At 38.5% G+C, this 14368-nt stretch carries 17 protein-coding genes and 1 pseudogene; 9 read left to right on the forward strand and 9 right to left on the reverse strand.

What is annotated here, in order from left to right; genetic code table 11:
- Positions 1-106 precede the first annotated feature (106 nt).
- The 9 genes and pseudogenes from AAGD68_RS00890 to AAGD68_RS00930 all read right to left on the reverse strand — a co-directional run.
- Positions 107-331 (reverse strand): type II toxin-antitoxin system RelE family toxin, encoded by a 225-nt coding sequence (locus AAGD68_RS00890; protein ID WP_264735745.1) that lies wholly within the window; start codon positions 329-331, stop codon positions 107-109.
- 72 nt (positions 332-403) lie between these two features.
- A complete protein-coding gene (locus AAGD68_RS00895) occupies positions 404-625 on the reverse strand; it encodes a hypothetical protein (protein ID WP_236514454.1) in 222 nt (73 codons plus the stop codon).
- A gap of 76 nt (positions 626-701) precedes the next feature.
- Positions 702-1208: a phage major tail tube protein gene (locus tag AAGD68_RS00900; protein ID WP_265045254.1), complete on the reverse strand. Its 507-nt coding sequence runs from the start codon at positions 1206-1208 to the stop codon at positions 702-704.
- A 24-nt stretch (positions 1209-1232) separates the two neighbouring features.
- Positions 1233-2378, reverse strand: coding sequence for a phage tail sheath subtilisin-like domain-containing protein (locus tag AAGD68_RS00905; protein ID WP_341814298.1), 1146 nt, complete (start codon positions 2376-2378; stop codon positions 1233-1235).
- Between the two features lie 54 nt (positions 2379-2432).
- A complete protein-coding gene (locus AAGD68_RS00910) occupies positions 2433-2999 on the reverse strand; it encodes a hypothetical protein (protein ID WP_265017329.1) in 567 nt (188 codons plus the stop codon).
- Positions 3000-3021: 22 nt separating this feature from the next.
- Positions 3022-4572, reverse strand: coding sequence for a hypothetical protein (locus AAGD68_RS00915; RefSeq protein ID WP_265045257.1), 1551 nt, complete (start codon positions 4570-4572; stop codon positions 3022-3024).
- Positions 4569-4754 (reverse strand): hypothetical protein, encoded by a 186-nt coding sequence (locus AAGD68_RS00920; RefSeq protein WP_264688187.1) that lies wholly within the window; start codon positions 4752-4754, stop codon positions 4569-4571. Before AAGD68_RS00920 ends, AAGD68_RS00915 begins: the two co-directional genes overlap by 4 nt.
- Positions 4754-5947, reverse strand: a complete 1194-nt coding sequence (locus AAGD68_RS00925; protein ID WP_265045260.1) for a hypothetical protein — start codon at positions 5945-5947, stop codon at positions 4754-4756. Before AAGD68_RS00925 ends, AAGD68_RS00920 begins: the two co-directional genes overlap by 1 nt.
- A gap of 12 nt (positions 5948-5959) precedes the next feature.
- Positions 5960-6721: pseudogene (locus AAGD68_RS00930) on the reverse strand (DUF4815 domain-containing protein); the annotation flags it as partial.
- Positions 6722-6777: 56 nt separating this feature from the next.
- On the opposite strand from AAGD68_RS00930, the gene AAGD68_RS00935 reads away from it, so the two are divergent.
- The 9 genes from AAGD68_RS00935 to AAGD68_RS00975 all read left to right on the forward strand — a co-directional run bounded on the left by AAGD68_RS00935 (position 6778) and on the right by AAGD68_RS00975 (position 14313).
- Positions 6778-7344 carry a hypothetical protein gene (locus AAGD68_RS00935; RefSeq protein WP_253308915.1) on the forward strand — a complete coding sequence of 189 codons (567 nt, stop codon included), beginning with the start codon at positions 6778-6780 and terminating at the stop codon, positions 7342-7344.
- A 134-nt stretch (positions 7345-7478) separates the two neighbouring features.
- Positions 7479-7946 carry a crossover junction endodeoxyribonuclease RuvC gene (locus AAGD68_RS00940; protein WP_265016578.1) on the forward strand — a complete coding sequence of 156 codons (468 nt, stop codon included), beginning with the start codon at positions 7479-7481 and terminating at the stop codon, positions 7944-7946.
- Positions 7947-8136: 190 nt separating this feature from the next.
- Positions 8137-9375: a DNA modification methylase gene (locus tag AAGD68_RS00945; RefSeq protein ID WP_341814299.1), complete on the forward strand. Its 1239-nt coding sequence runs from the start codon at positions 8137-8139 to the stop codon at positions 9373-9375.
- A gap of 35 nt (positions 9376-9410) precedes the next feature.
- A complete protein-coding gene (locus AAGD68_RS00950) occupies positions 9411-9905 on the forward strand; it encodes a hypothetical protein (protein ID WP_265045264.1) in 495 nt (164 codons plus the stop codon).
- Positions 9905-10150, forward strand: coding sequence for a hypothetical protein (locus AAGD68_RS00955; protein ID WP_253308919.1), 246 nt, complete (start codon positions 9905-9907; stop codon positions 10148-10150). The genes AAGD68_RS00950 and AAGD68_RS00955 overlap by 1 nt, the downstream gene beginning before the upstream one ends.
- Positions 10147-11973, forward strand: coding sequence for a phage terminase large subunit family protein (locus AAGD68_RS00960; protein ID WP_341814393.1), 1827 nt, complete (start codon positions 10147-10149; stop codon positions 11971-11973). The genes AAGD68_RS00955 and AAGD68_RS00960 overlap by 4 nt, the downstream gene beginning before the upstream one ends.
- On the forward strand, positions 11973-12197 hold the full coding sequence (locus tag AAGD68_RS00965) for a gpW family protein (RefSeq protein WP_264688199.1): 225 nt from the start codon (positions 11973-11975) through the stop codon (positions 12195-12197). The genes AAGD68_RS00960 and AAGD68_RS00965 overlap by 1 nt, the downstream gene beginning before the upstream one ends.
- Positions 12194-12898, forward strand: a complete 705-nt coding sequence (locus AAGD68_RS00970; RefSeq protein ID WP_265045267.1) for a glycoside hydrolase family 25 protein — start codon at positions 12194-12196, stop codon at positions 12896-12898. The genes AAGD68_RS00965 and AAGD68_RS00970 overlap by 4 nt, the downstream gene beginning before the upstream one ends.
- The gene (locus tag AAGD68_RS00975; protein WP_265045268.1) at positions 12889-14313 is read left to right on the forward strand and encodes a phage portal protein; all 1425 of its coding nucleotides are present in this window, start codon (positions 12889-12891) and stop codon (positions 14311-14313) included. The genes AAGD68_RS00970 and AAGD68_RS00975 overlap by 10 nt, the downstream gene beginning before the upstream one ends.
- Positions 14314-14368 lie beyond the last annotated feature (55 nt).

The raw sequence follows: 14368 nt of genomic DNA on the forward strand, positions 1-14368 counted from the left end.
AAAGTCTTCGTGGCTTTTATATAACTAATTTTTTACTTGAATTGCAGAAGTTGTGTTTTATTGAAGTGACCACACCTTTTCTAAACTTTTTCAACAAAAAATATATTTAAAGTTTTGGTAGTAAGTCTAACAATCCTGCCCGTTTATAAATGTTATCTCTATGTCCTGCTGTAACGAGAAATACTTTGCGTTTTGGAATATTCACACGATAGATAAGGCGATAGTTATCAAATCTCAGTCTTCTATATCCTCGTAACTTGCCACGTAATGGTTTACCAGCTTTATTTGGGTTAACTTTGAGTTCCTTTTCTATAGCTTCTTCAATACCCAATCTTATTTCTTCTGGTAAAGCTGGAAAATCCTTTTTAGCATACCTCTTTAAGAGTTCAATTTCGTAAATACTTTATCCCCTCTTGAAGTCTTCATACTTAATTGTTTCTGCGCCTGGAACATCACTCTCCTTGACAGTATCAGATAACGCAATCTCCTCTATCTCACATTCAATTCCTTCTATGATTAGCCTTTTTGCTAATTCTTGAATAGGCTCCTTGGTAACTTCAGCTAATCTAGTAAGGTGATGTGAAGTTTTTGGGTCAAGTGCTATGTTAATTCCTAAGTCTGCCATATGTTTTACCAAAATATACCACAATAATTATACAACATTTCTCTGAATTTTTCAATAAAAAAATATGTAAACTACATCAAATTCCTAAAACTGCTTGTAATAAAGCCATCTGGTCAACACCATTAATCTTGCGAATCATATTCTCAGCATCGATTTCGATAAGTTCTCTAGCACCGATAGTAAGTTTGTAATAATGCGCAGCTACGGTACACTTCAGCGTTGCTTTTTCAGCAGGTTTCCAGCTACCAAAATCAAATTCTCTGAATATGCCCCTAAGGTTGATAATTACCCCTTCAATATCATTACTTCCACTGCCTTGTAATCCGCCCCTTAGCGTCAGAGAAACCGAATTCCCATCTATTAAACCAAAAAGCCTAAATAGCTCTGAATCATATTCGGCAAAAGTAAAATCAGCTTCGAGCTTTTCCATGCCCATATCAATATTTATTGGAATATCCATACCACCAGCTCTATATTCTTCTGTTTTTATGGTAAGTTTTGGCAAGGTTACTTCATCTATTTTTCCTGCATAGCCTTTACCATCTACGAATACGTTAAAATTCTTTAAAATCTTCGGTAACATTCTTCTCCCCCTTTTCTCCCCTTTTTACGATATTGCGCCACTCACAAGGTGTGACCTGAAAGTGATCTGTTCTGCTGGATATGGTGGTGTAAACTCAAAATCAAAATACACTTTACCACTTGCAATATTTGCTTGGGTATTAAGCTCTGGATTGGCATAACACCTTCCACTGATAATCGCTCCTTGTGCTTTTAAACTTGCTAGGTAGGAATTAACACTCTCTGTCACTTCATCTATATAAGTTTTGGTAATGTTTCGATCAACTGCCCATAGATGAGCTCGCAGTAGACTATCATTGATTAGATCTGCAGTACGCCTAACAGGCAGAAAAGCCCATTTTGGATCGTCTGAACATGTCCTGTTTCCCCATAGTCTGTAGCCATTTTGATGAATGATTGTCGTGACTTCATTTTCATTTAAGTAATTTGCTCTACAACTTGTATCACCGAGCGTAAAATCAATAGCTCTGCTTGTCCCAACAATACCATTTATCTCTTTATTTGAAGGTGATTGCCAAAATCCTTGTTCACTATCTACTTTGGCTATTAAACCAGCTACAAATGGGCTTGATGGTTTTTCTTCCCCTTCAAACACTTTAACCCATGGATCAACGACATAAACTCTTGAGCTACCGATGCTTTTTCTCCATCTTATTGCTTCTTCATCATTAGTATTTGGCCCATCTGCTACTATTATTGCTCTTAGCTTTTCTGCTATAGGAATTAAAGCGCTAACCACTGGGTTTCCAGCATCTCCAGGCAATTGATGAGTAAACTGAGGGGCAATTAGTATTCTTGGGGCAACATGGACTATACTTTCACTGCTGAGGAATGCTTGAATCCCTTGATATTCCCCGGTTTCTTCATCAACTCCTCCAATGATGTTTTTCAGCGTCTCTTCTGATTCCTCAACTCGAATCACTACTACTGTTGCACCAACCTGGGAAAATATTCCATTTACTGCAGAAGGCAAAGTTCCTCTTTTTCCAAGTTTTGCTGCCTCTTTTAAGCTTCCTACTATTAATACTGGACTATTGAGTGGAAACTTTTCCCCGTCAGCATCAGGTGCAGTACCAATTACGCCAATTACCGATGATTTAGCTGTGCGTACTGTCCTTGCACCAGAGGTAATCTCAATAACATTTACCCCATGTAAAAACTGTTCTGTCATTTTTCTCCTTGTAATGTTGAATTTTGGAAAGTGGATAGAGAAAAGGTTTCTTTTTTAACTTTCTAAAACCTTTTGCATTTTTTGCTTAAAATCGTTGAGTAAACTCTGTAGCTCTTCTTTACCCCTGACTTCCTTAATTTTCTTCTTGGCTAAATCTTCAAGCTCTTCGCATTTGATTATTGCTTTTACTGCTTTTTTGGCTTTTTCCTGAATTATTCTTGCCATTTCTACTACTGAAATTCCCCGAACTTTTGCTAAAGGCTCTATAATTTCTGCATCTTTTTCGTCTATAGATTCTGGTGCTGCTAAAATGTTCTCTGCAGCTTTTGCTTGTATTTCGTACGACTTAAGCTTCTGATGAGAATATCCTGCGTATTGGTGAGTATAATTATTAAAATAAACACGGATGCTATCAAGTGCAGAAAATTTCGCATTTTCCAATAATTCCAGCTCAATATCTTCTTTATTCCGCTCAACAATTTTTCCTCCTTCAGTTAAACAATAACTTTTTTGCCAGTCGAAATTCTTTGGCGCTTCGTACCAATCATTCCCAGTTGGCTTGCTTTCAAGCGTTGTTGTTTCAATTTGCTTGTTGTTTTCAAAATGAATATAAATTGGCATTGGTTTTCTCCGTTTTCTGGTATCAATTCCAGATTTTGTGGGTGGCATCTAATCCTGGACATTGCCAAGCTCGTAGCGTTCTTTCTACATCGATTTCAAGCCCTGCAGTTAAAAAGTTGTTACGTATGTTATAAATTCCCCACTGGATAAATTGACCATAGATATGTACATCACCTGAAAGCATACCTTCACTAACTTTTCCTCTGGAATATAGATAAGATGATGTATAAAGTAATACTGCAACTGTTTTTCCTGCTGGAATTTCTACATTGCCGGATCCAGCAAAGCTGCTACTATAACCCGTGTGTACGTAAACATTTTTCCACGTTATCCTTGAAATTCCTGACTTATTAGCATTGGTGTTATCAGGAGTTCCCACAAATAATCCTGCACTTGCATATTCCGCACTCCAAGATGATCCAACAAATTCTATTGTTTTATTTATGTTCGCATTGGTTGTATTTTTTACAAATATTACTCCAAGTGCAGCATATGGGTAGTAATATATTGAATCATGACTACTCGAAAAACTGTTTGTATATAACTCTCCGTAAATAAATGTTCCTTTATTTCCCTCTATAAAACTCAATTGTCTTGGCCGATAAAAACTAACGTAACTTGTATCGTATATATGGCTACCTGCTAGTAGTTGTAGCATGTAGTCGGTTCCACTGTTCCACTTTCCAAGTTCAGTTGTGAAAGTTCCATAGCCAAGATAATTATTTTTTCTACTTAGCACACCAAACAAGAAAGGTAATGACCCTGGTTCAACCATATTCCTCTTTTTCACTTCTCTCATAATTGATGAACTGCTAGGCAAATCATTGATGGAGTTAAATTTTGTTGTCAGTGTTTTTAGCTGGTCTTCCCTGGTTTTTACCTCCTTCATAATTGATGAACCGCTTGGCAAATCATTGATGGAGTTAAATTTGGTTGTCAGTGTTTTTAGCTGATTTTCCCTGGTTTTTATTTCCTTCATGATCGATGAACCATCTGGCACATCATTTACACCACGAAAATCTTCTACTAAACCTTTAAGACCATCTTTATGATTGTTGCTAATACTGTTTATTGCCGCAATATTCGCATCCTTTCTCGTGTCAAGTAGCGATACATATGAATCTGATGACGCTTTTAAAGTATCCAAGGTGTTAGTTTTTAGCGTATTGATCTCATTTACAGACTCTGTCTTTGCTCCAGTTATCGCTGATATTGAATTTTCCTTGTTAGTATTTATATCATTCAAGTGCGATCTTGCAGCGTTTAGAAGTTCTTTCAACTTTTCATCTGTCATCTGCACAATTTCAGACACTGCACTTTTGTCGACTATTGATTCCAATGCTTTAGCAAGATATGCTAACTGATCTGGTGTACTATTTGCTGCTAAATCCTTAAGCCTTCCTTGTAGTGCATCAATTATTTCTTTTATTGTGGTCATTTGCACAACGTTGGAAATAGCTTTTTTATCTATTATCAATTCCAACGATTTCGCAAGATACGCCAGTTGATCGGGTGTGCTATTTGCTGCTAAATCCTTTATCCTTTGGTGTAATGCTTCTATTGCTTCTTTCATTCCCAAAAATTCAAAAAAGTTTCAAATCTAAATCGTTCAAAATTATTTTTAAGTTCATCTTCTCTTTCACTCATATCTTCATCTATCTTTTCTATGGCTCTGCGTATACGTACTACATCTTCTACAGCTATGTTCTCTGGATGCGGCAAAGGATATCCTCTTTTGGTCTCTTCGTTTGGCATTACGTGATAATTACTCGTAGATTCTTCACCTTTGGACGATAGACAACCGTTCCGCTAAGCACTAATTTTACCCTTGTCTCATTACCATTAAAATTTGATAGCACGTGAGTTCTTTCCACCCAATTTTCTCCGATTGGTTTTCCCGTTGTTAAATTTACTAACTGCCATTTTTCTCCTTTTTCCACCCCCTTCTGCACATATGCTTTAACGTCTGCAGTACCAGGTATCAGCGCATCATAGGTAATTGTTATCTTAGTGTTGGAACCTGCTGTAATGCTCCTAGTTACATAATCTCCGGACTCTGAAATATTCCCCATAACTAGCTGTAACCCAGGGTAGAGAACTGGACTTTTTTTCCCCGATCCTTTGAGCGCTACTTTTACCGTTAATTCTCCACTTATTCTTGCGCGCAGTGCGAGCGGCAAATTATCAGACAGAAAATTTTCTTCTCCTTTCTCATCTGTTAAGATAAATTCTACATTAGTATCAAAACCCACTTTTTCTATGTTGGTTAGAGCGATTAAGTCTGATGTATTATTTGCAGTAACTTTGCCAAGATCAATAACGTGAAAACTTTCAGTAAATTTCGCTGCTAAAAGTCGAAAGGTAAGGTCAAAATTCTGATGCGGTGTCCACGTACTTGCATTGCTCGATGACAGTAATACTCCCACCTGATAAGGCTGACTGGTTACCCAACGGCTGTTTACTGCATCATATTTGCTGAGTTCTGCTATCTTTACCGCTGTATCTGCATCATCAGTCAGTAAAACTATCGCATACTCTTGCCCTCCATGGCAAAATACTGGTGACCAAGTTATACGTGTTGCTGTGCCATCAGTATTGATCTTAGTTGGCTCGATGGAATTTTCAGCGATAACTGTTTGCGAGGGCACTCCAACTGTTGTTTCCCGAATCTGCACAACAACACGTCTTTTGCCGCTATTTGTAAACCATAGCTCTACACCTCCTATATGCCTACTCTCATCCAAGGTAAATGTCTGTGCTAAAGGATCAACACGTTTGCTGGAAAAAACTCTTCTTCGTTCTTCTATGGTAATAGTTTTTTTACCAGTATATGTTGCTTCTCCATAGCTTCCTTTATCCCCATAAAACTGTACTAATTTAGTACCTGCTGGAATATTTGCCGGTACTTTCACCTTTCCCTTTAATTTTCCCTGGTTGTTAGCTTCCACTTTTTTTTCCCCCTATGCCACGGGTTGAATGACGATGCCATCGAATTTTATCTCTTTAAGCTTCTCATTTGGCTCAAAACCTTCGATCTCAAAATCTTGTATTGCTTCTCTCATAAACTCTTCCTCTTTTGTACTACTGGATAAAAGTTCAGAAACTTCAGAAGTAGTAAATTCTCTTGTCACTGGACTTGACCAATTGGTCTTTACCTTGGTCCAGTGATCGATGTTTTTATTCATGGTAACTTTTGCCGGTACTGGATCAAATGCCTGATAAGGATTTATCTTCATCTCTTTAGTTTGTAAAAGCTGCTCAAGCACTGGCTCAAGTTCATACGGCAATAAATAAGGTTCCTTACCTCTTTCAACATCAATAATTTCCACGTTTATCGGCAATATCAGTTCCTTATTTACTATTGCTGCAAACTGAACAATTCCTTGATCGCGCATATCATCATCAAAGAAGGGATCGACAAATACTCCTTTTTTAGTGGTAGGCTCTCTTGAATTTGCATCACTGCGTAGACGCTCCTCTGCAAAGAGTGCATAAAGATCTCTTATTCCACTCTTCATTGCTTCCAATTCGTTCATCGGTACTGCATGGATAGCATTATTCACTACTTTTATTTTCCCCTCTTCCCCTTCTTTCCACGTTTGGTGAATGTAGCAAAGTAGCAATTGTCCGCTAGGGGCTTTTGGCATTGATGGTCTCCAAGGGTGGGCAATTCCCTTTATTCTCCTTATCACCCCTTTTGCATCTAGAGTGATTAAATCAAATTAGACAAGCTTTTGCCTAAAAAAACTAAAGCTGAGACTAACAAATATGAGAAATCATGCAGAAAAGGAACTTAGACTTTTTGCGCGACAATATTGATGTTTTTAGACTTTTAGAAGAGGCTGAAATCTATGGCTATGTAGAAAAAAGAAAAGAAGCAACGATTGAGCTCATAAGGCTATTGACAATACAACCTGAGCTGAACTATAGAGGAGATAAATTTATACTAGATCTTATTTTGGATTATATAAAAGTTTTTGGAAAAGAGGTAGAAAGCTTAGAATCTGATATTAATATCTTAATCAACTTGCTGGAAAAAAGTATAGAGAGAAGAGAAATAGAAGAAAACTTAGATTCTGATATCGAAACCCGGATAAAAAAAAGGATAGAAGAAAGTAAAGACAAAAAAGAAGTGGAAAACTTAAAATCTGACACCAATGCCTTCATTGACCTACTGGATAAAAGGATAAAAGAGTCAGAAGAAAACTTAGAAGAGATTGAAAAATGTAGAAATGAAGTGGAAAAGACTGAAAAAGAAACAATGGATAAAAGAAATAAGGTAGTGGAGCAACTATCAAGATTTAGATTATCTCAAACACCTTTACCAAATTGTGCAATAAAATGATAATTAATACTGAACAAAAAGTTACATTTACTGTATATAACTATTAGGGGGAGGAAACTCAGCTTATCGGGCATTAGCAAGTTTTTGATTGTCAAACAGGCTACTCATAGTTTTAAACAGTAAAATTATAGCAAATGCTAACACTCGACCTCGGCAAACAAACTGGCTGGGCTATTCTTACAGATGGAGTAATTCAAAGTGGGAGCAAAAATTTTCATGGTAGCCGTTTCAGCGGAGGTGGCATGTGCTTCTTAAGTTTTAGTAATTGGCTTAATTCCTTGAAAGACATTTCTGTGGTGTATTTTGAAGAAGTAAGAAGACACCTTGGAACTGATGCTGCGCATTGTTATGGTGGTTTCTTTGCCGTTTTAGCTGCTTGGTGTGAGAGGGAAAAAATTCCATACAAAGGTGTTCCGGTGAAGACGATAAAACGTTTCATAGCAGGCAAAGGCAATGCAAGTAAGGGTGAAGTCATTGAAGCTGTGAAAGGCAAAGGTTTTTTTCCTCAAGACGATAATGAAGCAGATGCTTTGGCATTAATGTTTTACATAATGAGTTTTAGCGAATGCTGTGATATTAATATTTTACATAATGAGTTTTAATACTAATTCTACTATAAATAACGATTTTCATAACAAAGGACCAGAGTGAAATATGGGTCCTTCCCGCCAGCCAGGCTGACTTGGTAGCAAAAAGCCCAAACCTTCTCTAGCGTCAGACGTATTTTGATTATTAACTTTTTAATTAGTTGTTAAGAATTTAAATATAGCAATTTAATAAAATATTAAGAATATGAATTTAGCAATACACTACTATCCTATTGAAAATCTTGTCGAATATGATCGCAACCCTCGCAAGAATGACGATGTAGTAAACAGAATGTGCGCTTCAATTTGGGAGTTTGGTTTTCGTATTCCGATAGTTGCAAAAAGCGATGGCACTGTGGTAGATGGTCATTTAAGGCTTAAAGCAGCAAGAAAACTGGGTATGGAGAGTATTCCAGTGGTGCTCAGTGATAATTTAAGTGATGCCCAAACCAAAGCTTTTCGGTTACTAGCAAATCAATCAGCTAACTGGGCAAAGTGGGACGATGATCTTTTAAAGGTAGAAATTCAAGAATTAGAAGACTTACAGTTTGACCTCAAAATGACCGGATTTGAGCTAGAAAAAGTCCAACGCTTTCTTGATAATCTTGATGGAAGGGAAGAACAAGGGGAAAAGGGAGAAAAATTTTCTGATTTAGCTGGTGATGACAAAAAAGTGGAAATAACAAAACCAGGGGATCTGTGGATTTTAGGTGGTCATCGAATCTACTGTGGTGATAGTTGTCTGGTTGAATCGTTTAAAGCGGTATTAGACGATAAAATGGCAGATATTACGGTGTGTGACCCTCCGTATAACGCAGCATATGGTGACAGTCAAGAGAGAGAAGACAAGAAGATATTAAACGATGATAAAGGTGAAAAATACGAACTTTTTCTGTATGACATTTGTACTCACGTTTTAGCATACACCAAAGGGGCAATTTACATTTGTGCATCATCATCTGAGCTTTCGACCTTGCAAAAAGTATTTGAAGAAGCAGGTGGAAGATGGTCGACATTCATCATTTGGGCAAAGAATCATTTTACGCTAGGAAGATCTGATTACCAAAGACAATACGAAGCAATACTCTACGGTTGGAAAAACGGCAATAAACGTGAGTGGCATGGAGGACGCAATCAAAGTGACCTATGGTTTTACGATAAGCCAACGTACAACTCGCTGCACCCAACGATGAAACCAGTGGAGTTAATGGAGAGAGCGATAGTAAACAGCAGTAGACCAGGAGACATAGTTCTTGATCCATTTAGTGGTTCTGGGAGTACATTAATTGCCTGTGAGAGGACAGGAAGAATCTGTAGGACGATAGAGCTAGATCCTACGTTTGTAGATGTAACGATAAAGCGTTGGCAGGTGTATACGGGAAGAGATTCCACCCTTTTTGGTTCTGGTAAAACTTTCGCACAAATTCAAGAATCAAGACAGTAAGGGACGAAATAAGGGAAAAAAGAGGGGAAAGAAAGGTGGAAAGAGGAAAAATCACGCAGACGGAATGGGCAAGAGAACTGGGAGTTTCAAAGCAGTACGTCTGTTACTTAGTAAAGAAAGGAATAGTTGAGCTGGAGGATGGTTTGATTGACCGAGAACAAGCAAATAGAGCAATAGAAGCAATTAGAGATCCAAGTCAACCACTGAGGAGAAAAGGTGGAGAAGAAGGGGAAAAAAGAGGAAATAATGAACTTTCCACGATGTTGCTTAAAACCCGGATAAAAAACGAGATGGAGCGGGGAAAACTGCTGGAGGCAAAAGCAAAAGCTGAAATTGGTGAACTTATCTCAGTAGAGGAAGTAAAGACTGAAGCATTTAACGTGGCAAGAGTAGTGAGAAACAATCTCCTCAATATCCCAGACAGAGTATCAGCATTACTAGCATCGATGAATGACACAGAGAAGATCCATAAAACGTTAACAGAAGAGATTACCAATGCACTCGAAGAATTATCGAAAAATACATTTTAATGACTACTGTTAATTTATATTCAAATAATTTAAAATTATTAAAGAAAATTAGTAGACGCCTTATAATAATAGGCTCAATAGCTATAAGCATCTCTATTTCTACAGCATATGCAGGAATAATTGCAGTCATTATTCTAAGTTGTTTTGCTAAAGAATCAACAGATGTCCACTGTAAACAACCAAGTTCTACTTTTACCGATATGGAAGTAGAAAATGTAGCAAAATTTTGGCAGGCAATGGTGTGATATATAGCAGTAGCTTTTATACAGGGTTAAAGCCAGATCCGCTACTTAAAGTATCAGAGTGGGCAGATAGAAATCGTCAACTTTCAACGATAGCATCATCAGAGCCGGGGAAATGGAGGACAGAGAGAACGCCGTACCTTAGAGAAATAATGGATTCACTATCTTCGTCTTCACCGGCTGAAAAGGTGGTATTCATGAAAGGAGCGCAAATTGGAGGAACAGAAGCTAGAAATAACTGGATCGGTTATATTATCGACCAAACACCAGGCCCTATGCTGGTAGTACAGCCAACAGTTGAAATGGGCAAGCGCTGGTCAAAGGGAAGATTTGCGCCGCTCATTGAAGATACCCCATGTTTAAGGAGTAAAATAAAAGATCCAAGGTCGAGAGATTCAGGCAATACTGTGCAGAGCAAAGAGTTTCCAGGAGGAACGGTAGTAGTAACAGGTGCCAATAGTCCAGTGGGTCTGCGTTCAATGCCGGTAAGATATCTTTTTTTAGATGAAGTAGATGCATATCCAGGAGATTCAGGAGGAGAAGGAGATCCAGTTCTTCTCAGTATCGCGCGAACTAATACTTTTGCTCGTCGAAAGATTTTTTTGGTATCGACACCAACAGTTCACGGAATAAGCAGAATAGAGAAGGAATTTGAGAGTTCAGACAAACGTTACTTTTTTGTACCTTGTCCACATTGTAATTACTATCAGGTGCTAAAATGGCCACAGATAAAGTGGGAAGATAAAGAACCCTCAACAGCCCACTACGTTTGCATAGAGTGTAGGGGAGAAATAAAAAATCATCAGAAAACGGAGATGCTAGCTAGAGGTGAATGGAGAGCTACAGGGAAAGAAGGAAAAAAAGAGGCAAAAATAGGATTCCACCTTTCAAGCTTGTATAGCCCAGTAGGCTGGTATAGTTGGAAACAAGCAGTAGAAGATTATCTACATGCAAAGGAAAATGAACAATTACTGAAAGTTTGGATAAATACAACACTCGGAGAAACCTGGGTAGATAAAGGAGAAGTACCAGACTGGAAGCAACTATTTGAGCGTCGAGAAAATTTTCCGATAGGTACGGTGCCAAAAGGTGGAAAAATAGTGTTAACGGCAGGGGTTGATGTACAAAAAGATCGGTTAGAAGTAGAAGTAGTAGCATGGGGAAAAAACCGAGAAAGTTGGTCAATAGACTACCAGGTATTAGAAGGTGATACTGGAAGTGAAGAAGTATGGGGAAAACTTTCGGAATTATTAAATCATCATTTTATCGGTGAAAATGGTCTTGAATACATGATAAGCATGATGGCGGTAGATGCTGGGTATGCAACACAAGAGGTATACAACTGGGTAAGAGGTCACCAAGGGTCTGGAAGAGTAATGGCAGTAAAAGGAGCAAACAAAGCGCTAGTGCCACTTAGCAGCCCAAGTAGAGTTGATGTAACAGTTAGCGGACAAAAGCTAAAGAGAGGAATGAAGCTGTGGCCAGTTGGGGTATCGATATTAAAGTCAGAGCTTTTTCAGCTACTTAATGTTTTAACAGAAGGGGCGCCGGGGTATTGTCATTTTCCAGAGTATCCACCTGAATATTTTAAGCAGCTAACCGCAGAGCAACTAATTACCAAGGTAGTAAAAGGGTATACCAAACAAGAGTGGCAAAAGATAAGAGATCGAAATGAAGTACTAGATTGCCGAATTTACGCAAGAGCAGCGTCTATTGCCCTGGGGATTGATCGTTGGTCAGAGAGTAAATGGGAAAGTTTAGCAGGTGAAAAAGCTAAAAAGTCAAAGAGAGTGAGAAGGAGTCAATGGTTGAGTGAGAAAAGTTGATGTACAACCAAGAATATTTAACTCAAGTAGAAGAAGCGATAAAGAAGCTACAGAGCGGAGAGAGAGTAGTATCAATTGCGTACGGCGATCATGTGGTTAGGTACGGGGAAGTTCAAATAAAGGATTTATTGGAGCTCAGGCAACGAATCAAAGCAGAGTTAAAAGTTGCAGGTGTGAAGCCGAAGAGAAAGATTGTTATTGCAACTAGTAAAGGAGTGGTATGAGAAGTTATATGATGGAAAATGAGTATCCGGACTTTTTAGAGCATTTAAAGTATATTATAGCCACAGGTAATATAGCATCAGGAAAGTTTATAAATGCAGTGGTAGACCTCTCGCATTGGGATAAGAACGTAGATTTCAAATTAGCAAAAGAAGATGGTATAGCTGGCGTCATTCATAAAGCAACGCAAGGACTGAAGTATATTGATCCAACGTATGTAGAAAGAAGAAAAGCTGCTGAAGAAGAGGGACTTTTATGGGGTTCATATCATTTTGGAGTAGGAGAAAACGGAAAAGATCAAGCTAACCATTTTTTAGAAACAGTAGGAGATCATTCTCAAGTATTGCTTGCGCTTGATATTGAAGAAAACCAAAGCGGAAAAAACATAACGCCAAAGCAAGCAGAAGATTTTGTTGATAGAGTTCACGAAGTAACAGGTCGTTTACCACTGATTTATGGAAGCACCTATTTTTTAGAAGATTTTGTCACACCAATTTTGACGAAGTGCCCATTGTGGATTGCAAGATGGGGAGAGGAGCCTGTGTTACCAAAGGGGTGGAAGAAGTGGGCTCTGTGGCAATACACTGACGGCAAAAGCGGAAAAAAACCGCATGAAGTAAAAGGAATCGGCCGATGCGATCGAAATAAATTCAACGGAACATTGGAAGAATTAAAAGATTTTTGGATATCAGGATGTTATTGAAATCATTCAAACAATTATTTCGGAAACCAACAAAACCAAAAAGTTCAGCATGGGATGGAGCTGGATCTGGCAGAAGATTATTGCACTTTCAACCAGAGTCAGGAAGCATAAACAATTTGCTGTCTCAAAGCCTTGAACACCTGCGTAGTCGTTCACGTGACATGGTAAGAAAGAACTCCTATGCGGCAAACATCATCGATACGATAGTAAGTAACTCTGTTGGGACAGGAATAAAACCGCAGTCAAAAGCCAAAGATGCAGAGTTTCGCAAAAGAGTTCAAGAGTTATGGCTGAGATGGACAGATGAAGCAGACAGTAGCGGAGTGAGTGATTTTTATGGGTTACAAGCTCTAGTATGCAGAAGTATGATAGAAGGAGGGGAATGTTTTGTAAGACTCCGAACAAGAAAACGAGAAGATGGACTTTGTGTGCCGTTGCAATTACAAGTACTGGAATCAGAGCATTTAGACAATAAGAGTAATCAAACCCTTGCCAACGGTAATGTAATTAGAAACGGGATTGAGTTCAATAGGCTTGGGCAAAGAGAAGCGTATTACCTTTTTCGAGAACATCCAGGTGAAGGCTCGTTTGGTGAATCGGTGAGAGTGCCAGCAAATGATGTTTTACATATCTACAGGCCACTAAGACCTGGGCAGATTCGAGGAGTACCGTGGTTGTCCAGTGTACTGTTAAAGCTCTATGAACTTGATCAATATGACGATGCGGAATTAGTGAGAAAAAAGACTGCAGCGATGTTTGCAGGGTTTATTACCAGACTCGATCCTGAGGCAAATATTTTAGGTGAGGCGCAAGCAAATGAGCATGGAGTAGCACTATCAGGTTTAGAACCTGGGACTATGCAACTTTTAGATCCAGGGGAAGATATCAAGTTCTCGGAACCATCAGATGTTGGAGGAAGTTATGAAGCATTCATGAAACAGCAGCTCAGGGCAATAGCAGTAGGCATGGGAATAACTTACGAGCAGCTAACAGGAGATCTAAGTGGTGTCAATTATTCATCAATCCGAGCTGGGTTAATAGAGTTTCGCCGGAGGTGCGGAATGTTACAGCATAACATAATGGTATTTCAATTTTGCCGTCCGGTATGGGATAGGTGGTTAGAATTAGCCCTACTCTCAGGAGAACTTGATATAGGCAAAGAATGGACGAAAAAAGGGGGAAAAGAAGAAGTAAAATGGATAGCACAAGGATTTGATTGGGTGGATCCGCTAAAAGACCAGCAAGCACAGCAAATGGCGGTAAGGAATGGGTTTAAGAGTAGGTCAGAGGTGGTTTCGGAACTTGGTTATGATGTAGAAGAAGTCGACCAAGAAATTGCCGAAGATCAAAGACGTGCGAGTGAACTGGGCTTAAATTTTGATTCTGATGTGAATTCTAATGCTGAAATGATATAAAATTCTATTTCTATGACAAATGGGTTTTTATTGCCCCAGACACAAATAAAAAATT

Source organism: Wolbachia endosymbiont (group A) of Machimus atricapillus, assembly GCF_964027095.1.
GTDB lineage: Bacteria > Pseudomonadota > Alphaproteobacteria > Rickettsiales > Anaplasmataceae > Wolbachia.